General features: G+C 71.5%; 19 protein-coding genes and 1 riboswitch. Of the genes, 6 read left to right on the top strand and 13 right to left on the bottom strand.

The window, feature by feature from the left end; translation table 11 throughout:
- Window positions 1-22: 22 nt before the first annotated feature.
- From LRX76_RS16730 to LRX76_RS16720, 3 genes are all read right to left on the bottom strand, one after another.
- A complete protein-coding gene (locus LRX76_RS16730) occupies window positions 23-667 on the bottom strand; it encodes a hemolysin III family protein (protein WP_231806767.1) in 645 nt (214 codons plus the stop codon).
- Between the two features lie 232 nt (window positions 668-899).
- The gene (locus LRX76_RS16725; RefSeq protein ID WP_231806766.1) at window positions 900-2,504 is read right to left on the bottom strand and encodes a peptide chain release factor 3; all 1,605 of its coding nucleotides are present in this window, start codon (window positions 2,502-2,504) and stop codon (window positions 900-902) included.
- Between the two features lie 85 nt (window positions 2,505-2,589).
- Window positions 2,590-3,435: a M23 family metallopeptidase gene (locus LRX76_RS16720; RefSeq protein ID WP_231806765.1), complete on the bottom strand. Its 846-nt coding sequence runs from the start codon at window positions 3,433-3,435 to the stop codon at window positions 2,590-2,592.
- 117 nt (window positions 3,436-3,552) lie between these two features.
- Window positions 3,553-3,670: riboswitch (SAM riboswitch) on the top strand.
- Window positions 3,671-3,743: 73 nt separating this feature from the next.
- On the opposite strand from LRX76_RS16720, the gene LRX76_RS16715 reads away from it, so the two are divergent.
- The 3 genes from LRX76_RS16715 to LRX76_RS16705 are packed head-to-tail and all read left to right on the top strand — an operon-like array spanning window position 3,744 to window position 7,095.
- A complete protein-coding gene (locus LRX76_RS16715) occupies window positions 3,744-4,781 on the top strand; it encodes a homoserine O-succinyltransferase (RefSeq protein WP_231806764.1) in 1,038 nt (345 codons plus the stop codon).
- Entirely contained in the window at window positions 4,778-6,010 is a 1,233-nt protein-coding gene (locus tag LRX76_RS16710) for an O-succinylhomoserine (thiol)-lyase (RefSeq protein ID WP_231806763.1), read from the top strand. The genes LRX76_RS16715 and LRX76_RS16710 overlap by 4 nt, the downstream gene beginning before the upstream one ends.
- Entirely contained in the window at window positions 6,007-7,095 is a 1,089-nt protein-coding gene (locus LRX76_RS16705) for a homoserine dehydrogenase (protein ID WP_231806762.1), read from the top strand. The genes LRX76_RS16710 and LRX76_RS16705 overlap by 4 nt, the downstream gene beginning before the upstream one ends.
- Window positions 7,096-7,360: 265 nt before the next feature.
- Here LRX76_RS16705 and LRX76_RS16700 read toward each other — a convergent pair whose 3' ends face one another.
- From LRX76_RS16700 to LRX76_RS16670, 7 genes are all read right to left on the bottom strand, one after another.
- Window positions 7,361-8,353, bottom strand: a complete 993-nt coding sequence (locus tag LRX76_RS16700; RefSeq protein ID WP_231806761.1) for an alpha/beta hydrolase — start codon at window positions 8,351-8,353, stop codon at window positions 7,361-7,363.
- An 86-nt stretch (window positions 8,354-8,439) separates the two neighbouring features.
- Window positions 8,440-11,496, bottom strand: a complete 3,057-nt coding sequence (locus tag LRX76_RS16695) for a ligand-binding sensor domain-containing diguanylate cyclase (RefSeq protein ID WP_231806760.1) — start codon at window positions 11,494-11,496, stop codon at window positions 8,440-8,442.
- A gap of 339 nt (window positions 11,497-11,835) precedes the next feature.
- On the bottom strand, window positions 11,836-13,218 hold the full coding sequence (locus LRX76_RS16690) for an L-serine ammonia-lyase (RefSeq protein ID WP_231806759.1): 1,383 nt from the start codon (window positions 13,216-13,218) through the stop codon (window positions 11,836-11,838).
- 3 nt (window positions 13,219-13,221) lie between these two features.
- Window positions 13,222-13,953, bottom strand: coding sequence for an FCD domain-containing protein (locus LRX76_RS16685; RefSeq protein WP_231806758.1), 732 nt, complete (start codon window positions 13,951-13,953; stop codon window positions 13,222-13,224).
- A gap of 196 nt (window positions 13,954-14,149) precedes the next feature.
- Window positions 14,150-15,319: a M20 aminoacylase family protein gene (locus tag LRX76_RS16680; protein ID WP_231806757.1), complete on the bottom strand. Its 1,170-nt coding sequence runs from the start codon at window positions 15,317-15,319 to the stop codon at window positions 14,150-14,152.
- An 11-nt stretch (window positions 15,320-15,330) separates the two neighbouring features.
- Window positions 15,331-16,650: a DUF3100 domain-containing protein gene (locus LRX76_RS16675; RefSeq protein WP_231806756.1), complete on the bottom strand. Its 1,320-nt coding sequence runs from the start codon at window positions 16,648-16,650 to the stop codon at window positions 15,331-15,333.
- 405 nt (window positions 16,651-17,055) lie between these two features.
- The gene (locus tag LRX76_RS16670) at window positions 17,056-17,964 is read right to left on the bottom strand and encodes a LysR family transcriptional regulator (RefSeq protein WP_231806755.1); all 909 of its coding nucleotides are present in this window, start codon (window positions 17,962-17,964) and stop codon (window positions 17,056-17,058) included.
- Window positions 17,965-18,258: 294 nt separating this feature from the next.
- Between LRX76_RS16670 and LRX76_RS16665 the strand changes: the two genes are divergently transcribed.
- From LRX76_RS16665 to LRX76_RS16655, 3 genes are all read left to right on the top strand, one after another.
- Window positions 18,259-21,210, top strand: a complete 2,952-nt coding sequence (locus LRX76_RS16665; RefSeq protein WP_231806754.1) for a TonB-dependent receptor — start codon at window positions 18,259-18,261, stop codon at window positions 21,208-21,210.
- Between the two features lie 48 nt (window positions 21,211-21,258).
- Window positions 21,259-22,218: an alpha/beta hydrolase-fold protein gene (locus LRX76_RS16660; protein WP_231806753.1), complete on the top strand. Its 960-nt coding sequence runs from the start codon at window positions 21,259-21,261 to the stop codon at window positions 22,216-22,218.
- 216 nt (window positions 22,219-22,434) lie between these two features.
- Entirely contained in the window at window positions 22,435-22,704 is a 270-nt protein-coding gene (locus tag LRX76_RS16655; protein ID WP_231806752.1) for a glutaredoxin family protein, read from the top strand.
- Here the strand turns inward: LRX76_RS16655 and LRX76_RS16650 are convergent.
- From LRX76_RS16650 to LRX76_RS16640, 3 genes are all read right to left on the bottom strand, one after another.
- Window positions 22,691-23,257: a YceI family protein gene (locus tag LRX76_RS16650; protein ID WP_231806751.1), complete on the bottom strand. Its 567-nt coding sequence runs from the start codon at window positions 23,255-23,257 to the stop codon at window positions 22,691-22,693. The two genes, LRX76_RS16655 and LRX76_RS16650, sit on opposite strands and share 14 nt — an antisense overlap.
- Window positions 23,258-23,354: 97 nt before the next feature.
- The gene (locus LRX76_RS16645; protein WP_231806750.1) at window positions 23,355-23,927 is read right to left on the bottom strand and encodes a cytochrome b; all 573 of its coding nucleotides are present in this window, start codon (window positions 23,925-23,927) and stop codon (window positions 23,355-23,357) included.
- A gap of 163 nt (window positions 23,928-24,090) precedes the next feature.
- On the bottom strand, window positions 24,091-24,750 hold the full coding sequence (locus LRX76_RS16640) for a YceI family protein (RefSeq protein WP_231806806.1): 660 nt from the start codon (window positions 24,748-24,750) through the stop codon (window positions 24,091-24,093).
- Window positions 24,751-24,816 lie beyond the last annotated feature (66 nt).

Here is a 24,816-nt window from a genome sequence, read left to right as displayed (position 1 = left end):
GAAAAACTCGCTATGGGGGCCTTCACAGCACCTGCGAGGTCACCGCCACGAAGTGGCACACGCTCCCGCCCAGCACGAACAGGTGCCAGATCGCGTGGAAGTAGCGGATCGAGTCGCGCTGGTAGAAGTAGGTGCCCAGCGTATAGAACACGCCGCCGGCCAGCAGCCAGCCCAGGGTCCAGCCGTCCACCGACCGCAGCAGCGGCGCGATCGCGACCACGATCAGCCAGCCCATGGCGAGGTAGAGCAGGGTGGACAGCAGCTTGAAGCGGCCGGTGTAGAACAGCTTGAAGGTCACGCCGGCCACCGCTATCGCCCAGATCGCGGCGAACAGGCTCCAGCCCCAGGGGCCGCGCAGGGAAACCAGCAGGAACGGGGTATAGGTGCCGGCGATCAGCAGGTAGATGCAGCAATGATCGAACACCTGCAGCCGCGCCTTGGCGCCGGGGTGCGGGATCGCGTGGTACAGCGTGGAGGCCACGTACAGCAGCAGCAGGGTGACGCTGAAGACGATGGAGGTGCCCAGCTGCCAGCCATCGCCGTGGATCGCCGAAAGCGTGATCAGCACGGCTCCGCCGGCCAGCGCGGCGACCGCGCCCAGGCCATGTGTGAGCGCACTGGCCAGTTCGTCGCGGAAGTCGGCCGAAGGGGAGGCGTTGGCGTCCATGCCGCGGAAGTTACCCCAATTGCGAGCGGTTCGCATCGATGGGGCTGGCCCGCCCGGTCGCGCATTCAACTGGCAGTCGGAGAGGTGGGCGCCCGTCGGCCCGCCGCGTCCGTCTCTTCATCGCCTTGGATTCCCGGGATTCTCCCTCTCCTGCAAGCGGGAGAAGGGAGCGCCTATTCCTCATTGCGGGGGCGAAGAAGCAGCCGCCGACCCGGGATGCGACCGGGCCGGGTCAATCGCCGCCGACGCTCTGGGCGTGCTCGCGGGTGGCGTGGAACCGCACGTCGGGCGCGCGTTCCTGCGCTAGCTGCAGGTTGACCCGGGTCGGCGCCAGGTAGACCAGCCCGCCGGCGGCGTCGATGCCCAGGTTCATCGCGTTCTTCTCGCGGAACTCCTCCAGCTTGCGGGCGTCGTCGCAATGGACCCAGCGCGCGGTGGCCACGCTCACCGGTTCGAAGCTGGCGTCCACGCCGTACTCGTCCTTGAGCCGGTAGGCGACCACGTCGAACTGCAGCACGCCGACCGCGCCCAGGATCAGGTCGTTGCTCATCAGCGGGCGGAAGAACTGGGTGGCGCCTTCTTCCGACAGCTGCGCCAGGCCCTTCTGCAGCTGCTTGAGCTTGAGCGGGTCGCGCAGGCGCGCGCGGCGGAACAGTTCCGGGGCGAAGTTGGGGATGCCGGTGAAGCTGATCGCCTCGCCCTCGGTGAAGGTGTCGCCGATGGAGATGGTGCCGTGGTTGTGGATGCCGATGACGTCGCCGGGGAAGGCGGCCTCGGCGATCTCGCGGTCCGAGGCCATGAAGGTCAGCGCGTTGGCCAGCTTCACTTCCTTGCCGGTGCGCACGTGGAAGGCCTTCATGCCGGCGACGAACTTGCCCGAGCACACGCGCATGAACGCCACCCGGTCGCGGTGCTGCGGGTCCATGTTGGCCTGGATCTTGAACACGAAGCCGGTGAGCCTTGCTTCCTGCGGCTGCACGATGCGGGTGGTGGTGGCATGCGGCTGCGGCGGCGGTGCGTGAGCGACGAAGAAGTCCAGCAGCGGCTGCACGCCGAAGTTGTTGACCGCCGAGCCGAAGAACACCGGCGTCTGCCGGCCGGCCAGGTACTCGGCCGGGTCGAACGGCTGGCTGGCGCCCTGCACCAGCTCCAGTTCCTCGCGCAGCTCGGCCAGCATCTGCGCGCCGATGCGCGCTTCCAGCGCCGGATCGTCGATCGAGGCGAAGATGGTCGAATCCTGGCGGGTGAAGTTGCGGCCCTGCTCGTACAGGTGGACCTCGCCGGAGATCAGGTGGACCACGCCCTTCAGGCGCTGGCCCATGCCGATCGGCCAGGTCACCGGCGCGCAGGCGATGCCGAGCACGCTTTCCACCTCGTCGAGCAGCTCGATCGGCTCGCGGCCCTCGCGGTCGAGCTTGTTGACGAAGGTCATGATCGGGGTGTCGCGCAGGCGGCATACCTCCATCAGCTTGATGGTGCGTTCCTCCACGCCCTTGGCCACGTCGATCACCATCAGCGCCGAGTCCACCGCGGTGAGCACGCGGTAGGTGTCCTCGCCGAAGTCGGCGTGGCCGGGGGTGTCGAGCAGGTTGACCACCTTGCCCTCGTAGGGGAACTGCATCACCGAGGAGGTGACCGAGATGCCGCGCTCCTTCTCCAGCGCCATCCAGTCCGAGGTGGCGTGGCGCGCGGCCTTGCGGCCCTTGACCGAACCGGCCATCTGGATCGCGCCGCCGAACAGCAGCAGCTTCTCGGTCAGCGTGGTCTTGCCGGCGTCGGGGTGGGAGATGATGGCGAAGGTGCGGCGGCGCGCGGCTTCGGTTGCGACTTCGGACATGGAAAGCGGCGCCCGGTGGGGCGCTGGCAGGAAAAGGGAAGGCGCGGATTATAGCGGCACGCCATGCCGGCCATGGCCGTCCGGTTCAGTCCGATCGCGGGAATCGCAGCTCGCCCGACGGACCCTGCATGCGGAACGGGATCGAGACCAGGCGCATGCCGCGGTTGATCTGCACCGCGAAATGCAGGTGCGGCGCGCTGCTCTGGCCGGTGTTGCCCGACAGCGCCAGCGGCTGCCCGGCATCGACCACCTGGCCGGGCCGTACCTGCGCACTGGCGTGCTGCAGATGTGCATAGACCGCCATGCTGCCGTCCTCGTGGAGGATGCGGACGAGGTTGGCCGCCTGCCCGCCGCCGGCGCGCGCGTCCTGCTCGACCTGCATCACCGTGCCGCGGCGCGCGGCCAGCACCGGCGTGGCTTCGGGCAGGGCGAAGTCCACGGCGTAGTGGTTCTGCGCGTCGGTGTGGCTGTGGCTGCCGCCGAAGGCCTGGTCCACGCGTACCTGCGGCCGCGCGAACGGCAGGCGGTAGACCGCCTCGCGGGCGCGGGCACGCGGGTCGCCAGGAAGCGCGTCCAGCGACAGCGCCAGTTCTTCGCCCTGGCGGGCATCGGCGGGATAGAAGCGCGCCACCACCACGCTGCCGCCGGCCGGGACCACGGTGCGCGCGGGCAGCCGGGGCGCGGCGGCGACATTGTCGGCCTGGCGGTAGCGCAGCTCGACCTCGATCGGCCCCTGCAGGCGGTTGTCGGCGCGGGCGACGTAGTGGCCGGCCTCGCGTTGCAGCCGCAGTTGCGCGATGGGCGCGACGCCGGCCGGCGCGGCCTGCGCCGATGCCGGACCGCCTTTGGCCGCCAGCAGCACGGCCAGCATCGTCGCGGCCAGGCGGGTGCCGGATGCGCATGCGGTGATTGCGCGGCGTTCGATGGGCAAGGTGCGGATCGTCCGGTGGGGCCGGCACGGATTATCGCGGGAATGGTTTCAGTTGAGTTCCATCGCTTCATCCGAATAAAGCGATTGACATCCGCATGCGCCGGTGGCATCGTGCACGCACCATCGAGACCGGCGGAGGGACAGGCCCTTTGATGCCGGGGCAGCCCGCGGAAGCGCAAGCGACCGCGTAGGTGCCAAATCCTGCGGGGACTGCGCGTCCGCCGAAAGATGGTTCGATCCGTGCCTTCGCACGTCGAACGCGAGCTCCGCGAAGCTCGATGGCCGTTTTCCGCTCCCCGGACACCGCCATGAGTCTCGTGAACACAGCCGCCGCTTCCGCCGAATCCCCAAGCCACTGTCGCTACGCCATCGCCGATGTCGATGGCCCGGTCGCCGTGCGCGGCGAGTTCGAGGTGAGCCTGCCGATGCGGCACGCCGGGGTGCAGCGGCTGCGCCTGCGCTACGAGCTGGCGGGAGCGGCGGGGGCACCGGTGGTGTTCGTGGCCGGCGGCATCTCCGCCCATCGCCACGTCGCGGCCAACGCCACGTTCCAGGAGAAGGGCTGGGCCGAGGGCCTGGTCGGCCCGGGGCGGGCGCTGGACCCGGCCGCACGGCGCATCCTCGCCTTCGACTTCCTCGGCGCCGACGGCTCGCTGGACGTGCCGATCGACACCGCCGACCAGGCCGACGCGATCGCCGCGCTGCTGGACGTGCTGGAGATCGAGCGGCTGCAGGGCTATGTCGGCTATTCCTACGGCGCGCTGGTCGGCCTGCAGCTGGCGATCCGGCATCCGGCGCGGCTGCAGAAGCTGGTCGCCGTCAGCGGCGCCCACCGCGCCCACCCCTATGCCGCCGCTTGGCGCGCGCTGCAGCGGCGCGCAGTGGCGCTGGGGCAGTTGCAGTGCGCCGAGCAGCATGGCCTGGCGTTGGCCCGACAGTTCGCGATGCTCAGCTACCGCACCCCGGAGGAATTCGGCGAGCGCTTCGACGCCGCGCCGGAGGTGGTCAACGGCCGCGTGCGCGTGGCCGCCGAGGACTACCTCGACGCCGCCGGCGCGCAGTACGTCGCCCGCACCCCGGTCAACGCCTACCTGCGCCTGTCCGAGTCCATCGACCTGCACCGCGTCGATCCGGCCGCGGTGGCGGTGCCGACGCTGGTGGTGGCCGTCGAGGGCGACCGCCTGGTGCCGCTGGCCGAGCTGGTGAACCTGGTCGAGGGCCTGGGCCTGCGCGGCAGCCTGCGCGTGCTGCGCTCGCCCTACGGCCACGACGCCTTCCTGAAAGAACACGACCGCATCGACGCCATCCTCGCCACCGCCCTTCGCCCCACCGGAGCCACCGCATGAGCATCCCGCACGACACCGCCATTCCCTGCAGCTCCGCCACCGCCGCCGTGCGCGCCGGCATCGACCGCGATACCGCCTATGGCGCGGTGACGCCGCCGATCGTGCTGTCGTCCAACTTCAGCTTCGAGGGCTTCAACCAGAAGCGCACCTACGACTACACCCGCAGCGGCAACCCCACCCGCGACCTGCTGGGCGAGGCGCTGGCGGAACTGGAAGGCGGCGCCGGCGGTGTCGTCACCTCCACCGGCATGGGCGCGATCAACCTGATCCTCAACGCCTTCCTGCAGCCGGGGCAGAAGCTGGTGGTGCCGCACGATGCCTACGGCGGCAGCTGGCGGCTGTTCGACGCGCTGGCCAAGAAAGGCCATTTCGAGCTGATTACCGCCGACCTGACCGATCCGCGCTCGCTGGCCGACGCGCTGGCGCAGTCGCCGGCGCTGGTGCTGATCGAGACCCCGTCCAACCCGCTGCTGCGCATCACCGACCTGCGCTTCGTCATCGACGCCGCGCACAAGGCCGGCGCGCTGGCGGTGGTGGACAACACCTTCCTGTCGCCGGCGCTGCAGAGGCCGATCGAGTTCGGCGCCGACCTGGTGATCCACTCGACCACCAAGTACGTCAACGGCCACAGCGACGTGGTCGGCGGCGCGGTGATCGCGCGCCAGGCCGAGCTGCACCAGCAGCTGGTGTGGTGGGCCAACGCGCTGGGCCTGACCGGCTCGCCGTTCGATGCGTTCCTGACCCTGCGCGGCCTGCGCACGCTGGATGCGCGCCTGCGCGTGCACCAGGAGAACGCGCAGGCGATCGCCGCGCTGCTCGACGGCCATGGAGCGGTGTCGCAGGTGTACTACCCCGGCCTGGCCTCGCATCCGGGCCATGCGCTGGCGGCGCGCCAGCAGAAGGGCTTCGGCGCGATGATCAGCTTCGAGCTGCACGGCGGCGAGGCGGCGGTGCGTGCCTTCGTCGAGGGCCTGCGCTACTTCACCCTGGCCGAGTCGCTGGGCGGGGTGGAGAGCCTGGTGGCGCACCCGGCGACCATGACCCACGCGGCGATGACGCCGCAGGCGCGTGCCAAGGCCGGCATTTCCGATGGCCTGCTGCGGCTGTCGGTGGGCATCGAGGCGGCCGAGGACCTGCTGGCCGACCTGCAGGCCGGCCTGGCGCGGGCGCAGGCGGAGGTGGCGGCGCAGGCGCAGGCCGTGCGCAAATGCGAACCGGTGGATGCATGAGCAGCGTCGCCCCGCTGGCGGTGCGGACGCTGCGCCGTCCCGTCCACGCGCCGAAGCTGGCGCTGCTGGGCACCGGCACGGTCGGCAGCGCCTTCGTCGCCCGCTATGAATCGCTACAGCGACGTCAGCTGAAGCTGCCGCGGTTCGCCTGGCTGGCCAATTCGCGGCTGGCGCTGAGCTGCGAGCCGCTGCCGGTACAGGCCCTGCAGCAGGTACGACAGGCGCAGGCGCGGGAGCCGTCGTCGCTGCAGCCGTGGGCGGAGACCGAGGGCCTGCGCGAGGGCGACCTGCTGGTCGATGCCACCGCCAGCGACGCGGTAGCCAACTGGCATGCCGAATGGCTGTCGCGCGGGGTGCACGTGGTCACCGCCAACAAGCTCGGCAATGGCGCCCAGCTGGCGCGTGCGCAGGCGATCGCCGAGGCGCGCCATGCCAGCGGCGCGTACTACGGCGACAGCGCCACGGTGGGCGCGGGGCTGCCGCTGCTGGGCAGCATCCGCGCGCTGGCGGCCGGCGGCGACCATATCCATTCGGTGGAAGGCGTGCTGTCGGGCTCGCTGGCGTGGCTGTTCCACCGCTTCGACGGTACGCGCGCGTTTTCCGAATGCGTGCGCGAGGCCGCCGCCAGCGGCTACACCGAGCCCGATCCGCGGCTGGACCTGTCCGGCGAGGACGTGCGGCGCAAGCTGCTGATCCTGGCGCGTGCGGCCGGCTTCGCGCTGGAGGCCGAGCAGGTGCGGGTGGAATCGCTGGTGCCGGCGGAGCTTGCGTCGGTGGCGCTGCGCGACCTCGATGCGGCCCTGCCGCTGCTCGACGGGCCGCTGGCCGAGCGCCTGCAGGCGGCCCGGGCACATGGTCGCCGACTGCGCTTCGTCGGCCGCTTCGACAGCGACGGCGCCACGGTGTCGCTGCGGGAACTGGAGCCCGATCATCCGCTGTGCGGCGGCAGCGGTACCGACAATCGCGTGGCGATCGGCAGCGATCGCTATCGCCAGCAACCGTTGCTGATCCAGGGACCCGGCGCCGGCGCGGAAGTGACCGCGGCGGCGCTGCTGGACGACGTGCTGCGGATCACCGCGGGGTAGGTCGCGCGGCCGTTGCGGACTCACGCTCTGGCTGCGGCATGGTTTCTCGTACTTGTACTTGTAGGAGCGATGCAGCGGCGATGTAGGAGCGACTTCAGTCGCGATGGGGCTCTACCGGTAAGGCCTCATCGCGACTGAAGTCGCTCCTACAGGTCGCTCCTACAGGTTGCTCGTACGGACTCGCCTGGGCCGTGCCGCCATGGAGGGGCGGCGGTATCCGCAGCCTCCCGCGCATGCAGAAGGCTGCGGACGATCCGAAGGCGCCCTAGCGCGCCAGCGCTTCGAGCAGGGCCTTGTTGAAGCGTTCCGGTGCCTCGACCTGCGGCGAGTGGCCGAGGTCGTCGAACTCCACCAGCTGCGCGTCGGGGATGGCCTTGGCCGCGCGCTTGCCCAGTTGCGGGTAGTCGCCCAGCCTGGCCGCCAGCGGCGGCGGCGCCAGGTCCTTGCCGATGGCGGTGCGGTCGCGCTGGCCGATGAACAGCGTGGTCGGCACGCGCAGCCGCGGCAGGTCCTGGACCACCGGCTGGTTGAACACCATGTCCGAGGTCAGCGCCTGGTTCCAGGCCACCACCTCGTGGCCGGGACCGGCGTACAGGCCGGCCTGCATCTGCACCCAGCGGTCGTACTCGGGCTTCCAGTGGCCGCCGTAGTAGGCGTTCAGCTGGTACTGCTTGATCGAGTCGGCCGTGGTCTTGAGTTCGCGTGCATACCAGGCATCGATGCTGCGCCAGGGCACGCCCTCGGCCTTCCAGTCCTCCAGGCCGATCGGGTTGACCAGCACCAGCCGTTCCAGCTCGCCGGGGTACTGCAGCGCGTAGTGCATGGCCAGCATGGCGCCCATCGAATGGCCGACCAGGATCGGCTTGTCGACGCCGGCCTGCTGCAGCAGCGCATGGGTGTTGGCGGCCAGCTGGCCGAACGAGAACTGGTAGGCCTGCAGCTTGCTCGACTTGCAGAAGCCGACCTGGTCCAGCGCCAGCACGCGGTAGCCGGCCCGTCGCAACGGCTCGATCGTGCCTTCCCAGGTGGCGGCGCAGAAGTTCTTGCCGTGCAGCAGCACCACGGTGCGGCCGTTGGGACGCTCCGGCCTGACATCGATGTAGGCCATCTCCAGCGCCTGCCGCTGCGAGTCGAAGGCGAAGCGCTGGACCGGGTGCGGATAGTCGAAGCCTTCCAGGCGTGGCCCGTAGCTGGCGGCGGGGGCTGCCGACGCGGCCGCGCAGGCGAGCATCAGGGCGAGCGGGACGGATCGCTTCATGGTTGCCTCGTTGGCGGTGACGGCATGGCAGCTTAATCCATGCCGCCGGCGCGATGGCGGTCGCCGCGGCCGCGAGATGGCCGCGGCTATTGCGGCGCCGGGTCGGAGCTGGCGGCCCGCAACGCCGGCGATTCCAGCACCAGCAGTCCGCGCGCCACCAGCTCCACCGGATCGGAGGAATCCAGTGTGACCGGCGACGCCGGCGCGTGCGCGGCGGCGCGATACAGCGCCCAGTTGCTGCGCCCGTGTTCCTTGACCCAGTACAGCGCATGGTCGGCCAGGGTGATCAGCTGTTCCCAGCCCAGCAGCTGCGGCTGCTGCGGGAACAGCGGGTACTCCACCAGCCCGGCCGACACGGTCAGCGGGTAACGCTTGCCGTCGCCGACGTCGAAGGCATGCCGCTCGATGGCCTGCAGCAGGCGGTCGCCGAGCGCGCTCACCTGCGTGCGCAGCATCGGCCGGAACACCAGCAGGAACTCCTCGCCGCCCCAGCGGGCGACGTAGTCGCCGCCGCGCACCAGCGACTGCAGCAGTTCGGCCAGCTGCTGCAGGATGCGGTCGCCGGCGGCGTGGCCATGGCCGTCGTTGATCGACTTGAAGTGGTCCACGTCCAGCAGCACGAACACCACCGCGTCGTTGCCGGCCTGGAAGGCGGGATCGCGCCGGTAGAAGGACAGGTCGGCGGGGATCTGCTGGGCGAGGTAGCGGCGGTTGCGCAGCCCGGTGAGGTAGTCGGTCAGGCTCATGTCCTGCAGCCGCTGGTTGAGCAGTTGCAGGTCCTGGGTGCGCTTCTGCACCAGGTATTCGAGGAAGGCGCGCTGGCTGGCGTAGCGCCGCCGCAGCAGCCGGTAGCCGGCATAGACCGCGCACGCGATCAGCGAGGTCAGCAAGAGATGGAACCACGGCGTCTCGTGGAAGTACGCCGGCACCTTGAAGGCCAGGCCTGCCTGCGAATGGCTGGCGATGCCGCTGTTGTTGCTGCCGCTGGCCTCGAAGCGGTAGTCGCCGGGCGGCAGGTTGGTGTAGGCCACCGAGCGCTGCTCCGGGGTGTCCAGCGTGCGCCACTGCGTGTCGTAGCCGCGCAGCCGGTAGCGGATGTCGACGTGGTCGGCGGCCTGGAAGGAGAGGGTGGTGAACTCGAACTTGAGGTCGCGCGCGCCGGCCGGCAGCGGCAGCGTGCCGGTGTCGCCGCGCGGGTCCAGCACGATCCAGCGTCCGGCGACCTGCACGCGCTCGATCACCGTGGTCGGGGCGTAGTCGTTGCGCGCGGCCTGGTCGGTCTGCAGCACCACCAGGCCGTCGCGGGAGGGCAGCCACAGGCCGCGGTCGCGGACGAAGCCGCGGCTGTTGCCGGCGCCGTTGCAGCAGTCGCCCTTCTGCCCGCCATGGCGTTCGCCGCGTTCGTTGAGCAGCATCTCCCCGGCCACCCGCTGCGCGGGATCGTGGATGGCGTGCAGCAGGTCGGCGATGGGCGCGCGGTAGATGCCGCGCAGGCCGGCGACCCACAGGTAGTCGTCGTCGTGGCTGATGAAGAAGGCCGCGTTGAGCGGGACGCCGCGGTTGCGCCCCAGCCGCGTCCAGTGGCCGTGGTCGCCGATCAGCAGGTCCTCGTGGGTGAGCGTGCCCAGCACCCACTGCCCGCCGGGCAGTTCGTGGATGGCGGTGACGTGCAGGTCCTGGCCGATCGCGGGGTCCGGCCCGGCCGCGTGCAGGCGCGTGCCGTCCCAGCGGTACAGGCCGTTCTGCGTGCCCACCAGCAGGGTGCCGTCGCGGGTCTCGTGCAGCACGCGCACGCGCGGGTCGGGCAGGCCCTGCTGCTCGGCGTAGCGCCGCATCCGCCCCTGCGCATCCAGGCGGTACAGGCCGCGCGCGGTCGCGAACCAGAGCTGGCCGTGGCGGTCGCGCAGGATGCCGTTGACCTGGGTGCCGCGCATCGCCTCCAGTGCGGGCAGCGGCTGCAGCCGGCCGTGGCGCCACAGCGCCGCGCCGGCGCGGGTGCCGATCCAGACCGCGTCCGCCTCCGGCAGCAGCGAGTACACGGCCGGGTGCGGCAGCTCGCGCCCGCGCACCAGCGTCCGGAAGCGGCCGTGGTCGAAGCGCACCAGGCCGTCGTTGCTGCCCGCCCAGATGCTGCCGTCGCTGCCCTGCGCGACCGACCACAGCAAGCGGTTGGCCAGCCCGTCGCGGCTGCTGTAGCGCCGCGTCCAGCCGTTCCACAGGCGGCTGACGCCCTCGGCGGCGCTGCCCAGCCACAGGTTGTGCTCGCGGTCCTCGTACAGGCTCTGCAGCGCCTCGCCGCCTTCGATCCGCTCGGCCTCGCGGCCGTCGCGGACCCGGACCAGCGCGGCCGGCGTCGCCACCCACAGGTTGGCGTCGTGGTCGGCCAGCATCGCCTCGATCGGCGCCCTGGCCAGCGACGGCGCCTGCTCGTGGCGCTGCCAGCGGCCGTCCAGCCGGAACAGGCCCTCGCGGGTACCGGCCCAGAGCCCGCCCTGGGCCGCGGCCAGGCGGTCCACCGAGGCCGCGGCCGCTTCCGCCGGCAGCGGGCGGCAATCGAACCGCTCGGCCTGCATGCGGCAGGCCTGGCCTGCAGCGCCGATCCACAGTGCATCGCCCTGGGCCAGCAGCGAGCGCGGCGCGTCCGGCGCCCGCGCGACGCGCTCGGGCGCGGCGCCGTCCACCCGGTACAGGCCGCGCGAGGTCGCCGCGTAGACGCCGCCGCGCAGGCTCGCCAGCGCGTACACCTCGTAGGCGCGCGAACCGTCGCCGGGGAAGGCGACGCGGCGGAAACGCGTGCCCTCGCGTACCGCCAGCCCCTGCGGCGTGCCGATCCACAGCCGCCCGGCCGGGTCCACGTGCAGGGCGTGGATCATGGTGCCCGGCAGTTCCGGCGCGGTGTCCATGTCGTAGGTGACGAAGCGCACGCCGTCGAACCGCGCCAGTCCGGCCTGGGTGCCGAACCAGAGATAGCCCGACCTGTCCTGGGCGATGGCGCTGACGGTCAGTTGCGGCAGGCCCTGTTCCACCGACCAGGTGTTGCGCACGTAGTCGTGGAACGGCTTGTGCGGATCCAGCGCGGCCGCCGGGAGCGAGCCGCACGCCGCCAGGCCCACGCAGAGTCTTGCGGCGAGGGAGCGCGTCATCCGGACGAGGACGTGCGACGGCTGGGGCATGGCATGGACCTGAGACTCCCATCCCATTATCGGCTGCCGTGGGCCGGGGTTGAATCCGGTCCCGTGCGCGTCGGTGCGGTGCCTGCGACCGCTGCCGGGAGCAGGCCACCAGGCCGGACGGCCACGCAGCCCGGGCGGGCGCGGCGCACCCGGGAGCCAGGCGGGCCTCGTGCCCCGGGTGCGGCCGTTGGCCTTGCCCGGGCGGCGGGCGGTATCGGAGGATCGTCGCTCCCGCGCCGGCGCGCGCCGGTGGACGTTGCCGCGACCGGCCCCGGTCGGCCCGATGCCGGGAGGACAGGTCGCGGCCGCTCAGCACTCGATGACGTTCACCGCCAGGCCGCCGCGCGAGGTTTCCTTGTACTTGTCCTGCATGTCGCGGCCGGTGTCGCGCATGGTGCGGATGACCTTGTCCAGCGAGACCTTGTGCTTGCCGTCGCCGCGCATGGCCATGCGGCTGGCGTTGATCGCCTTGACCGCGCCCATGGCGTTGCGCTCGATGCAGGGGATCTGCACCAGCCCGCCGATCGGGTCGCAGGTCAGGCCGAGGTTGTGCTCCATGCCGATCTCGGCGGCGTTCTCGATCTGCCCCGGGTTGCCGCCCAGCGCCGCGACCAGGCCGCCGGCGGCCATCGAGCAGGCCACGCCGACCTCGCCCTGGCAGCCGACCTCGGCGCCGGAGATCGAGGCGTTCTCCTTGTACAGGATGCCGATGGCCGCGGCGGTCAGCAGGAAGTCGAAGATGCGCTGCTCGCCGCTGCCCGGGCAGAAGCGGTCGAAGTAGTGCAGCACCGCCGGGATGATGCCGGCCGCGCCGTTGGTCGGCGCGGTGACCACGCGGCCGCCGGCGGCGTTTTCCTCGTTGACGGCGAGGGCGTACAGGTTGACCCAGTCCAGCGTGGTCAGCGGGTCGCGCATCGCCGCCTCGGGCTTGGACGACAGCTCGCGGTACAGCGCCGGCGCGCGGCGCGAGACGTGCAGGCCGCCGGGCAGGGTGCCTTCCTCGCGGATGCCGCGCGCCACGCAGGACTGCATCGCGTTCCAGATCTCGCGCAGGCCGGCGCGGATCTCGTCCTCGCCGCGCCAGCTCTTCTCGTTCTCGAACATCAGCTGGGCGATGCTCAGCCCGCTGTGCGCGGCCTGCGCCAGCAGTTCGTCGCCGCTGTGGAAGGGATAGGGCAGCGGCGTCTCGTCGGCGACGATGCGGTCCTCGGCGGCCTCGTCGGCGTTGACCACGAAGCCGCCGCCGACCGAGTAGTAGTCGCGCGTGGCGATGACCTCGCCGGCGGCATCGAAGGCGGTGAAGCGCATGCCGTTGGTGTGGTAGGGCAGCTTCTGGCGCTTGTTCATCGCCAGGTCGCGCTTCTCGTCGAAGACAATCTGGTGCCGGCCCATGAGGTTGATGCGCTTGCCGCTGCGGATGCGCTCCAGCGCGGCGGGGATGATGTCCGGGTCGATCAGGTTCGGGCGCTGGCCCTCCAGTCCCAGCAGCACCGCCTTGTCGGTGCCGTGGCCGCGGCCGGTCAGCGCCAGCGAGCCGAACACCTCGGCGCGCAGGCGCGCCACGTCGGGCAGCCGGCCCGGATCGAGCAGCCAGCGGTGGACGAAGCGCTCGGCCGCGCGCATCGGCCCCACCGTGTGCGAGGAACTCGGCCCGATGCCGATCTTGAACAGGTCGAAGGTGCTGACGGCCATGGCTTAGCGGCTGCGTTGTGAACGGGGGGCGAAGACGGGAGGAGCGGTCTGGCCGAGGCGGTCGGCGAGCGCGGCGCGCACGCTGGCGTGGGTGCGCGCCAGGTGCTCCTCGTGCAGGCGGCAGGCCTTGATCACGTTGCGCTGCAGCGCGGCCTCGGCGATGGCCTGGTGCTCGTCCCAGGTGAAGCGCTTGTCGCGCGCGCGCGGCAGGGCCGCGTAGCGGTAGCGTTCGGCCTGGTGGTAGAAGCTTTCCTGCAGCTTGAGCAGCCAGGGCGAACGGCAGGCCGCCAGCAACGCCTGGTGGAAGGCGTGGTTGCGCGCTTCCAGCGCATCGAGCTGTTCCGGCGGCAGCACCACCGGGCGGCCGGAGACAGGCGCTTCCAGCTCGCCCAGCGCCGCCAGCGACTGCCGCAGGCAGGCCTCCCACGACCCGTCGCCGTGCAGGATCGAGTCGTTCATCGCCTCGTCCACCACCAGGTTGCGTACCCGGGCGATGTCGTCCAGTTCCTGCAGCGACAGCGGCGCGACCATGAAGCCACGCTGGTCCTCGCTGACCACCAGCTGCTCGCCGCACAGTCGCGCCAGCGCCTCGCGCAGCGGCGACATGCCGGCGCCGTAGCGCGCGCTCAGGACGACCAGGCGCAGCTTGCTGCCCGCGGCCAGGCGGCCACGGACGATGTCGTGGCGCAGCTGCAGGTAGGTACGCGTGGCGAGGGTGGTCGGGACGGAGGACATCGAAGCCGGCGGTGTGTAATTTCGAAAATATCGGGAACTATTGGTGTCGGGGACAAGTATGCCGGGAAGTTCTTGCGATATTTTCGAAATAATGCAGCGGATGCGGCGACGTGCCGTCGCAGATGCCGCTGCCGGGCCCGGCAACCGCCGCCGGCCTGCGTGGTGCGGCTGCCGGCCGGCTGGGGATGCCGGGCCGTCAGCCGGCCGTCAGCTGCCGCCGCGCCAGCGCGATCCAGTAGGCCGCGCCCAGCGGCAGCGCGTCGTCGTTGAAGTCGTAGTGGGCGTTGTGCACCGGCGCGGTGTCCGCGCCGCGGCGGGTGCCGATGCCGATGTAGGCGCCGGGCCGGTGCTGCAGCATGAAGGCGAAGTCCTCGCCGGCCATCAGCGGCGCGATGTCGGTCCGCACCCGCTCGGCGCCGACCAGGCTGGCCGCGGCCGCGATCGCCGCGCCGGTCTCGCGCGCGGTGTTGACCACGCCGGGGTAGCCGCGGCGGTAGTCCAGCGCGATGTCGGCGCCGTGCGCCTGGGCGACGCCGGCGCAGATCTGCGCCATCGCCGCCTCGATGCGGTCGTGCACGCCGGCATCCAGGCTGCGCGCGGTGCCGCGCATGACCACCTTCGCCGGGATCACGTTCCAGGTGTCGCCGCCGTGGATCTGGGTCACGCTGACCACCGCCGCCTCGGCCGCGGCGGTGCGGCGGCTGACGATGGTCTGCAGCGCGTTGACCAACTGCGCGGCGACGGCGATGGGGTCGATCCCCAGCTCCGGCGTGGCGCCGTGGCAGCCCTTGCCGCCGACGCGGATCTCGAAGTTGTCCAGGAACGCGGTCATGCAGCCGTCGCGGATGGCGAACTGCCCGTAGGGCACGTCGGGGAAGTTGTGCATGCCGTACACCGCATCGGCGGGGAACAGCTCGAACAGCCCCTGCTCGACCATCACCCGGCCGCCGCCCTCGTTCTCCTCGGCCGGCTGGAACACGAAATGCACGGTGCCGCGCAGGTCCGGCCGGCGTGCCAGCTGCGCGGCGGCGCCGAGCAGCATCGCGGTATGGCCGTCGTGGCCGCAGGCGTGCATCTTGCCCGGATGCCGCGAGGCGTAGGGCAGCGCGTTCAGCTCGTGGATGTCGAGCGCATCGATGTCCGCGCGCAGGGCGATGGACGGGCCGTCGCCGTTGCGCAGCGTGGCCACCACGCCGGTGCCGGCCAGGCCGCGGTGCACCGGCAGGCCCATCTCCTGCAGGGCGGCGGCGACCAGGTCGGAGGTGCGGTGCTCCTGGAAGGCGGTTTCCGGATGGGCATGGATGTCGTGGCGCCAGGCCAGCATGCGCGCGCGGATGTCGGGGTCGATGGCGAAGTCGCGGTCCATGTGATCTCGGGTCAGTGGAAGAATTCGGCGATGAGCGTGGCGCACAGGAAGGTGCCGGCGGTCGCGGTCAGCGAGACCAGCACGATGCGCCAGCCCAGCTGGCGGAACGCCGGCAGGTCCTTGACGATGGAGAACCCGGCCAGCGCCAGTACCGGCGTGGTGAAGCTCATGAACTGGACGCGGTCGCTGAGTTCGGCGACCGCGGCCGAGAACGGCCACAGCCCGGGCACGCTGGCCGCGGTGGCCAGCAGCGACAGCGCCAGCATCAACGGCAGCCGCGGCAGCCAGCGCTTGAGCACGGTGGCGATCGCGACCAGGGCGATGACGACGGCCATGCCCGGCAGCGTGCGCAGCGGCGGCACGCCGGCCGACAGCGCATTGCAGGCGGTCACCGCCACGATCATCAATACCCAGGTGTAGATGCTGTCGGCCAGCGGCAGCGCCTGCGCCGGCGCCTCGGCGGGCGCCGCTTCGGCGGACGGCTGCGGTTGCCGTGCCGGCGCCAGCCGTCCCAGCACCGGCTCAAGCCGCGCGTAGAGCCAGTTGCACAGCGGCAGCGACAGGAACAGGGCGAAGTAGAAGCCGACCACCCCGGCGATCAGGTTGGAGGCGGCGGCGATCGCCATCAGCTGCGGGTGCAGCGCCTGCGGCTGCTGCGCGTTGATCGCGCCGATCGCCGCGGCCATCAGGCTGCCCGAGCCGACGCCGGCGCCCATCGCCAGCGAGCGCGGGTCGAAGATGCCCAGGCTGGTGACGAAGCTCGCCAGCAGGGTGATGAAGACCGCGCCCAGCACGGTGCCGGTGATGTACTCGGCCATGACGCCGTGGCCTTCCGGCGAACGCATGCCGTACTTCTGCGCGATGATCGCCAGGTTGTTCTCGCGCCCGATCGAGAAGGTCGCGCCGACCGCCTCGCGCTTGAGGCCCAGCGCCAGCGCCAGCGGCAGGCCCAGCGCCAGGGTGCCGAAGGCGTGGCCGAATTCCTGGAAGAACAGCGCCCAGCCGGCCTGGCGCAGCTGCGGCAGGGCGTGGCCGGCCATCAGCCCCAGCTTGGCGACGAACAGCAGCATCGCCGCGTTGAGCAGCCGGCCGGCGTGGACCTGCAGCGGCGTGTCGATGCGCAGCGGCGCCGGCAGCCGGCGCTGGGCCAGGCTCCACAGCGCGGCCAGCAGCAGCGCCCATAGCATCGGCAGGATCACCACGCGGGCCGAGCCCAGCGGCAGTGCCCTCGGGCCGATCAGTTCGGCGATCACGGTGGCGGCGACGACCGCCACGAACAGGCGGGACTTGGCTGCCGCGGCGGGCGCAGGGAGGAGGTCGGGAAGGTGCATGGGCAGCCAGTGTCGGCACAATCCGGTGCTGCAACAATGACCGCGGAGGAGCCTAAGCGTTGCACTGCGTGCAACTCTTGCGCGGTGCGCGCGTGGACCCGTCGATGACGCGAGGCCGGTCGGCCACTGTCTTCTGCCGTGCAGGCAGCGCAGGCAAGTTTCCCTCGGAAGCGGGCCTTCCAAGGTCGTGATCCGTCGTTGCAGGGCCGGGTCTGCGCTTGCATCCGCCTGAAGAGCTGGGAGCACCAGCAGGCAGGAAGCAGCGGCCTGCGCATGCCGCCCACCCCCGGGCGGCTCCGGACGGGCCTGGGGAGATCGTCGCCGCATGGCGCGGGCGCGGGCCCTATGCGGCTGTGCAGGTGGTGCGAGGTCGGGCCACCTCGAAGGCCCTGGAAGGCACCGCCCTCAGAAGTCGGGCGCGGTGCCGGCGGAGATGTCGTGCACGATCCGCCGCAGCAGTTCCGCCGCCGCCGGCGACAGCATGCGCCCGTGCTTGGAGACGATGTGCATGCGCCCCTGGTGCAGGATCGGGTTCTTCATCGGCAGCGCCACCATGTCCTCGCGGTCCATCGCCAGGGCCGGGCGCGTGGACAGCGCGTAGCCCAGGCCGGCGGCGACGAAATGGCCGATGGCATGGAACGAGGTGGTGGTCAGCAGGGTGTTCAGGCGCACGCCTTCGCTGATCTCGGCGGCCTCGATGTGCTGGCGGATGCCGAAGCTGCGGCGCAGCGTCGCCCCGGCGTAGGGCAGCAGGTCGGCGAGCTTGAGCGGACGCTCCAGCCCAGCCAGCGGGTGCGAGGCCAGCACCAGCGTCTGGATCGGCTGCGGGTGCGAATAGTGCGAGCGCAGGCGCTCGTCCTTCGGCGGCTGGAACAGCATGCCGATCTGCGCGCGCTCGTCGACGATGCGCTGCACGATCTCGTCGGTGCCGCTGATCTCCAGGCCGATGGTGATGCCCGGGTGGGAGGCCATGAAGTCGCGCAGGCTGTGGCGCATCAGCCAGTCGGCGAAGCCTTCGCCGGTGATGATGTCGATATGCCCGCGCTCGACCTTCTGGATGCCTTCCAGCTGCACCAGCAGGTGCTGTTGCTGGCTGTGCTGGCGGCGCGCGTAGCTGGCCAGCAGCTGCCCGGCGTCGGTGGCCGCGACGCCGCGGCCGTGGCGCTGGAACAGGCGCACGCCGCACTCGCGCTCCAGGGTGCCGATGGCGCGGCTGAGCGCGGAAGGGTCCATGCCCAGGGCGTCGGCGGCGGCGCGCACCGAACCGCTTTCCAGCACCTGCATGAAGTAGCGCAGCCGGCGCGTGTCGAGCATCTCATCCATGGCGGGCGGGCCGGTAGATCCGGGGTGCGGCGGCGCGGGCGCACCGGGTATGCATCTGTCTGGAGGTTCGCATCGGCGGGCTCGCGGCTGGCTGGCGTGCGGTGGATGTGCGAGTGTTGCAATCGATGCAACGAATATCCTGCATCGGGGTCATTGTTGCAATGCGACTGGCACCCGAGACTGGCAGCGGGTTCCTGCTAGATTCCGCCTGCGGCACCGCATGGCAGGTTGCCGCCACGGTGGGGACCCGACTGTCGCCTTCGAACGAACCAGGGGATGCAAGCGATGAGCAAGCCGAACATCAAACTCGCCGGTGGCCTGACGCTGCTGGCGCTGGCCGTCTCCCAGGCCGTGCATGCGCAGGAGGCGGCCGCGACCCAGGCCGAGGGCGTGCGCCAACTCGACACGGTGGTCGTCACCGGCACCAACATCCGCGGCGCCGAGCCGGCCGGCAACGTGGTGCAGGTGATCGGCGCCGAGCAGATCAAGGCCAGCGGCAAGGCGACCGTCGCCGACTTCCTGCGCGAGCTGCCGGCCAACTTCGCCGGCGGCGTGGGCATGGCCGACAACGTGCAGGGCGGCCAGGACGCGAGCACCGGCGGCGCCAACCTCACCGGCGGCCAGGGCGTGAACCTGCGCGGGCTGGGCGCGTTGTCCACGCTGGTGCTGGTCGATGGCCGCCGCGTCGCCGCCGCCGGCCAGTTCGGCGACTTCGTCGACATCTCCAACATCCCGCTGGCGGCGATCGATCGCATCGAGGTGCTGGCCGACGGCGCCTCGGCGGTGTACGGCTCCGATGCGGTCGGCGGCGTGGTCAACATCATCCTCAAGCGCGACGCCGAGGGCTTCGACACCAGCGTGCGCCTGGGCACCACCACCCAGGGCGGTGGCCAGCAGCTGCAGGTCAGCCAGACCTGGGGCGGTTCGTGGGACGGCGGCCACGCCTTCGCCGGGGTCGAGTTCAACCGCCAGAACAGCGTCTCGGCCAGCGACCGCGACATCTACAACGGCGGCGACTTCAGCGACCGCGGCGGAGTGAACTGGCCGCGCTATACCGCCCGCGCCGGCAGCGCCGCCAACCTGTTCTCCGCCACCGCCTCGGGTGCCGGCAACGTCGTCTACAGCGTTCCCGCCGGCGCCGGCACCGGGCTGACGGCGGCGGACCTGGTGCCGGTGAGCGACGGCGTCGGCAACACCTACGACCCGTGGAACAACATCGACATCCTGCCGCAGATGAAGCGCCACAGCGTGTTCGGCACGTTCGACCAGGCCCTGGGCGAGGCCGCCACGCTGTACGGCGACCTGCGCTACACCAAGCGCAAGGGCGAGTACGACCAGGGCTACGCGGTGCTGTACGGCACGCTGCCGGCGACCAGCCCGTACTACATCCCCGGCGTGGCCAACAATTTCGGCGTGGTGATCGACGACCGCGGCCTGCGCCGCGAGGTCGAGGTCGAGAGCTGGGCCGCCAACCTCGGCGTGCGCTTCGATTTCTCCGACGACTGGCACGGCGACGCCGCGCTGTCCTACAGCCGCGAGGAGCAGCAGCGCCGCTCGCAGCTGCTGCGCGACGGCAGCATCTACGACCGCATCGGCACCGCCTTCGCGCCCAGCTCGGTGGCCTGCTCGCTGCTGGGCACGGCCGCCACCGCCGCCGGCGCCTATTGCGACGCGCTGGGCTACGAGGCGTTCAATCCCTATTCCACCGACCCGCTGTCGGCGCAGGTGCTGGACCAGCTGATCGGCTACGAGGACGTGACCTTCCGCTCGTGGCTGGCGCAGGCCACCTTCAAGGTCGACGGCAAGCTCGCCGAGCTGCCCGGCGGCGCGCTGCGGGTGGCCGCGGGCCTGGACTGGCGGCGCGAGAACATCGGCGGCGAGCTGGACTTCAACTGGCGCAGCATCGATCCGGTGCACGTGGCCTACGGCACCACCGAGCGCGACGTCGCCGCCGGCTACGTCGAGGCGGCGATCCCGCTGATCGGCAAGGACAACGCGCGGTCGTTCGCCAAGGCGCTGGACCTGTCGCTGGCGCTGCGCCACGAGCGCATCTCCGGGCTGGGCGACTACAGCACCACCAACCCCAAGGTCGGCGTGAGCTTCAAGCCGACCGACGACCTCACCCTGCGCGGCAGCTGGGGCACCTCGTTCCACGCGCCGCCGATGCGCTACATGTACGACGGCGTGCAGCCGGTCACCGGCGGCAACGCCGCGTTCATGCGCGCGGACCTGTACACCGCGCCGTGTTCCACCACCATGGTGCCGCTCAACGGCGTGGTCGGCACCCCGGGCGGCAGCGGCAACTGCTCGTTCACCGCGATCCTGGTCACCGGCGGCGCCGGCGACAGCCTCAAGCCGGAGGAGGCCAAGACCTGGACGGCCGGCTTCGACTACACGCCCGGCTGGGCGCCGGGGCTGAAGCTGGGCGCGGGCTACTTCAACATCAAGATCGACGACCGCATCGTGCGCATCCAGGGCGGCACGCTGCCGGCGATCCTGGCGCAGTACTTCGCCACCGGCAGCACGCCCTACGCCAGCAACCTGAGCGCCAACCCCAGCGCGGCCGAGGTGCAGGCGATGCTGTCGGACCCGCGCTACCTGGGCCAGCTCGGCGCCGGCGCGGTGCAGTCGGCCGACGACGTGGCGATGATCGTATACGCCACGCAGATGAACCTGGCCAGCCTGAAGATGGACGGCATGGACTTCGACGCCTCCTACGGCCTCGACGTCGGCGCCGGCGGCTACCTGGACCTGTTCCTGCGCGGCACCCAGCTGTTCTCGTACAAGGTGCAGAGCACCCCGGGCGGCAGCTGGGTCGACCAGCTCGGCAAGTACAGCTCCACCGGCAACCCGGTGCGGCTGCGCTCGCAGCAGGGGCTGAGCTGGAACCAGGGCGCGTTCCGCGGCACGCTCACCGCCAACTACGTGCACGACTACCAGTGCAGCAGCGGCTGCTACGTGCCCGGCGCCAGCGGCGCGCCGGCGCTGGCGACCGCGCCGGTGAAGATTTCCTCCTGGACCACCTGGGACCTGCAGCTGGACTACGACCTGAGCCGCTTCGGCGGGCTGTTCGAGGACATGCGGGTAAGCCTGTACGCCAACAACCTGTTCGACCGCGATCCGCCGTTCATCGATGGCGGCACCGCCACCACCGACGCGCTGGCCGACCCGTACGACGCGGCCAACGCCACGGTGCTGGGACGCACCCTGGCGCTGACGATCAACAAGCACTGGTAGGCCTGGCCCTTACGTCTGTCGCGGCCCGGCCGCATGGGAATCCGTCCAATGAAGAAACTCGCTATCGTCCTGTCGTTCCTGCTGGCATCGCCGCTCGCACCGGCGCTGGCGGCGCCGGCCGCTCCCGCGCTGGCCCCGGCACCCGAGGCACCTGCGGCCGCGGTCCAGGTCGCCGGCACGCAGCAGTGGGACATGCGTTCGCCGCAGGGCCGCGACTACCGCATCTTCCTGTACCGGCCCGACGGCGCCGCGCCGCCCGACGGCTACCCGGTGCTGTACGTGCTGGACGGCAACGCGATGTTCCTGACCGCGGTGGAGACCGTGCAGGCCATCGCCCGGCGGCCGGATGCGGGCGCTGTCGCGCTGCCGGTGATCGTGGGCATCGGCTACCCGGACGGGACCGACGTGCGCAGCGCGCGCGTGCTGGACCTGACCCCGGTGGCCGCGCGCAATCCGCAGAACGGGCGCATGAGCGGTGGCGGCGCCGACGCCTTCGCCGATTTCATCCAGCACGCCGTCGAGCCGGCGGTCGCCGGCCGGGTGCCGGTGGACCGCGAGCGCCAGGCGCTGTTCGGGCATTCCTTCGGCGGCCTGTTCGTGCTGCATGTGCTGGCCACCCGCCCGCAGGCCTTCTCGACCTGGCTGGCCGCCAGCCCGTCGCTGTGGTTCGGCGACGGCACGGTCCGCGAGGCGCTGCTGCAGCCGGCCAAGGAAACGACGAAGGACGCCCCGCCGCCGCGGGTGCTGATCACCGTGGGCGAGTACGAGCGGCGCACCGCGCCCTGGGCCGGGGCGCCCGGCGGCGACGTGGCCGCCGCCGATCGCCAGCTGCAGGCGATGGCGCAGTACGAGAACGCGCAGGCGGTGGCCGCGGCACTGGCATCGCGGCCGGGCGCCAGCGTGGAGCTGGACCTGATCCCCGGCGAGGATCATTTCTCCGTGGTCCCGGCCGCGATCGGCCGCGCGGTGCGCTTCCTGCTGATGCCGGAGCCGGCGGCCGCCCGCTGACCGCCTCGGGCCCGTGGGAGCGGCGTCAGCCGCGATGGGGTGCCTGGTGAAGTGGCCACCCCGCGGACGCCGCACCCACGCCGCGATCAGCGGACACCGCGCCGGGGGGGGCGCCCCGGGGGTGGGGGGGGGGGGTTGCGCGCCCCGCCGGGCCCCCCCCCGCTCCCACGCGGCGATCTGCGGACACATCGACGAAAAATGCTCTAGCCTGCGTCGATGGCGCTGATCCTGTACCAACGCGACGACTGCCACCTGTGCGATCTCGCCCTGGACGTGCTGGCGAATGCGGGCACGGGCGAATTCGCCAGCGTGTTCGTCGATGGCGACGCGACGTTGGAGCGCCGCTATGGCGAGCGCGTGCCGGTGCTCGCCGATGGCGCGCGCGAGCTGGACTGGCCGTTCGACGCGGCGCGGCTGCGGCGCTGGCTGGCCGACGACGGCGACGTCGGCCATGCGCCTGCGGATGCGCCGGCTACTTCGCCTTGAACACGACGCGGGTGCTCACCGCGGTCTCGTTGGGGATGGTGCCGGTGTCGGCCCAGTCGCCGCCGCCGACACCGAAGTCCAGGCGCTTGACCGTGGCCTTGCCGGTCAGCACCGGCTGCGCGCCGGGCGCCCAGGTGAAGGTCAGCGTCACCGGCTTGCTGACCCCGCGCAGCTCCAGGGTGCCGTCGGCCGCGTAGCGGCCGTCGCCCAGCGCGCGGAACGTGGTGGCGCTGTAGTGCGCCTGGGCGAACCTGGCTACGTCGAAGAAGTCGGCCCCCTGCAGCGTCGAGTCGCGCTCGTCGTTGCCGCTGCGGGCGCCGGCCAGCGGGATCACCACGTCGAGCCTGGCGCCGGACAGGTCGTCCGGGTCGAAGCTGAGCGTGGTGGTGAAGCCGGGGAAGGTGCCGGCGAAGACCTCGCCGTCGTACTTGCTGGCGAAGGCCAGGGTGGAGCCGGGGGCCTGCACGTAGTCGGCGGCCAGCACCGGCGCGGTGGCGAGCATGGCCGCCAGGGCGGTGGCCACGGCGGCGGGGGAGGCGAATCGATGGTTCATGCGGGGACTCCTTGCGGGGTGACAGGACGGAGGAAAGCGCGGACAAGCGGGGACGGGCGCATCGGCACGGATACGGGCGACATGGCCGGATGCGGGTTCAGGACGGATCGCGCCGGCGCAGCCAGCCCCGGGGCAGCATGCGCGCAAGCGTGTCGTCGCTCTGGAACAGGTGGTGGTACAGCGCGGCCCCGGCATGCACCAGCACCACCGCGACCAGCAGCCAGAAGCCCCATTCGTGCACGCCGTGCGCCAGCTGGGAAAGGGGCCTGTCCGGCGGGCTGAGCTTGGGCACGTCGAACAGGCCGAACCAGCGAAACGGCCGCAGCGCGCTGGCCGAGTCGTACAGCCACCCCGACAGCGGCACCGCGAAGATCAGCGCATACAGCAGCGTGTGGGTGGCCGAGGCGATGCGTTCCTGCCAGGTCGGGGTGCCGGGCACCGGCGCCGGTGCCCCCGCGTACAGCCGCCACGCCAGGCGCACCACGACCAGCGCCAGCACCGTCAGCCCCAGCGACTTGTGCGCGGTGTACACCCAGAAGTACTTCGGCGTCCTTGGCAGTTCGCCCATGGTCAGGCCGACGATGCCGATCACCAGGATCAGCGCCGCGATGGTCCAGTGCAGCAGCTGGCTGATGCCGCCCCAGCGGTCGGGAGAGTTCTTCAACGTCATGTAGGGCCTGCTGGTGCCATTGGAATGGGCCGGGCGGCGGCTGGGCGCGCGCGGGGCGAGGGAGAACGAGAGGGCGTGTGGCGATGGGCTGTGGGGCGGCGAGGCGGTGCCGCGCGTGCCCATGCGCGGCGCTTGCGCGTTGCGGTGGTCCGTCGCGATGGCATCAGTCCACCTTCGGCGCCGGGGCGTCCGGCTCCGGAGTGGCGGGGGTGGACGTCGCGTCCGCTGCCTCGTCCTGCACGTCGCCGGCGCGGGGCGCGCGCGTCGCCTCCACCTCCAGCCGCAGCTCGACCTCGTCGCCGATCAGCGACTTCCAGGCGTCGATGCCGAATGCGGCGCGGCTGATGCGGGTGACCGCGGAGAAGCCGGCGGTGCGCCGGAACGGCGGCAACGGATGGCGCTTGAGCGCATTGAAGGTGACGTCGAGCGTGACCGGGCGGCTGACGCCGCGCAGGGTCAGCATGCCTTCGACCCGGGCGTGGTGCGCGTCCACCGGGGTGACGGCGGTGGAGACGAAGTGCGCCTGCGGGTGGCGCTCGGCATCGAGCAGGTTGCGCGCCAGCGCCGCCCGGTTCCACTTCTCGTCGCCCAGGTCGAGCCGCGCGAGCGGCACCTGCACGTCCACCTGCGCGCTGCGCCAGTCCTGCGGGTCGAAGTCCAGATGGCCCTCGCTGCCGGACACGGTGCCGATCGCCTGCGAGAAGCCGGCATGGTCGATCGCGAAGGCCACGCGGGTATGCACCGGGTCCAGCGCATAGCGCGCGGTCTGTGCCTGCAGCAGCGTGGGCAGCGAGGCCAGCAGGAGGAGCGCCAGTGGCGGCAGTCGGAGGCTCATGGCCGATTCTAGGCATGGCGGCCGTGGTTTTGCTTGGCTTGCAAGCGCAACGAT

Source organism: Stenotrophomonas sp. MMGLT7 (assembly GCF_021168555.1).
Taxonomy (GTDB): domain Bacteria; phylum Pseudomonadota; class Gammaproteobacteria; order Xanthomonadales; family Xanthomonadaceae; genus MMGLT7.
This window is presented reverse-complemented; position numbering and strand designations above follow the sequence as displayed.

Coding starts and splice junctions, on each gene's coding strand:
- LRX76_RS16675 (WP_231806756.1), bottom strand. CDS start 16,650: ATGCACCTTCCCGACCTCCTCCCTGCGCCCGCCGCGGCAGCCAAGTCC.
- LRX76_RS16665 (WP_231806754.1), top strand. CDS start 18,259: ATGAGCAAGCCGAACATCAAACTCGCCGGTGGCCTGACGCTGCTGGCG.
- LRX76_RS16660 (WP_231806753.1), top strand. CDS start 21,259: ATGAAGAAACTCGCTATCGTCCTGTCGTTCCTGCTGGCATCGCCGCTC.
- LRX76_RS16645 (WP_231806750.1), bottom strand. CDS start 23,927: ATGACGTTGAAGAACTCTCCCGACCGCTGGGGCGGCATCAGCCAGCTG.
- LRX76_RS16695 (WP_231806760.1), bottom strand. CDS start 11,496: ATGACGCGCTCCCTCGCCGCAAGACTCTGCGTGGGCCTGGCGGCGTGC.
- LRX76_RS16650 (WP_231806751.1), bottom strand. CDS start 23,257: ATGAACCATCGATTCGCCTCCCCCGCCGCCGTGGCCACCGCCCTGGCG.
- LRX76_RS16680 (WP_231806757.1), bottom strand. CDS start 15,319: ATGGACCGCGACTTCGCCATCGACCCCGACATCCGCGCGCGCATGCTG.
- LRX76_RS16655 (WP_231806752.1), top strand. CDS start 22,435: ATGGCGCTGATCCTGTACCAACGCGACGACTGCCACCTGTGCGATCTC.
- LRX76_RS16715 (WP_231806764.1), top strand. CDS start 3,744: ATGAGTCTCGTGAACACAGCCGCCGCTTCCGCCGAATCCCCAAGCCAC.
- LRX76_RS16730 (WP_231806767.1), bottom strand. CDS start 667: ATGGACGCCAACGCCTCCCCTTCGGCCGACTTCCGCGACGAACTGGCC.
- LRX76_RS16705 (WP_231806762.1), top strand. CDS start 6,007: ATGAGCAGCGTCGCCCCGCTGGCGGTGCGGACGCTGCGCCGTCCCGTC.
- LRX76_RS16685 (WP_231806758.1), bottom strand. CDS start 13,953: ATGTCCTCCGTCCCGACCACCCTCGCCACGCGTACCTACCTGCAGCTG.
- LRX76_RS16690 (WP_231806759.1), bottom strand. CDS start 13,218: ATGGCCGTCAGCACCTTCGACCTGTTCAAGATCGGCATCGGGCCGAGT.
- LRX76_RS16710 (WP_231806763.1), top strand. CDS start 4,778: ATGAGCATCCCGCACGACACCGCCATTCCCTGCAGCTCCGCCACCGCC.
- LRX76_RS16670 (WP_231806755.1), bottom strand. CDS start 17,964: ATGCTCGACACGCGCCGGCTGCGCTACTTCATGCAGGTGCTGGAAAGC.
- LRX76_RS16725 (WP_231806766.1), bottom strand. CDS start 2,504: ATGTCCGAAGTCGCAACCGAAGCCGCGCGCCGCCGCACCTTCGCCATC.
- LRX76_RS16700 (WP_231806761.1), bottom strand. CDS start 8,353: ATGAAGCGATCCGTCCCGCTCGCCCTGATGCTCGCCTGCGCGGCCGCG.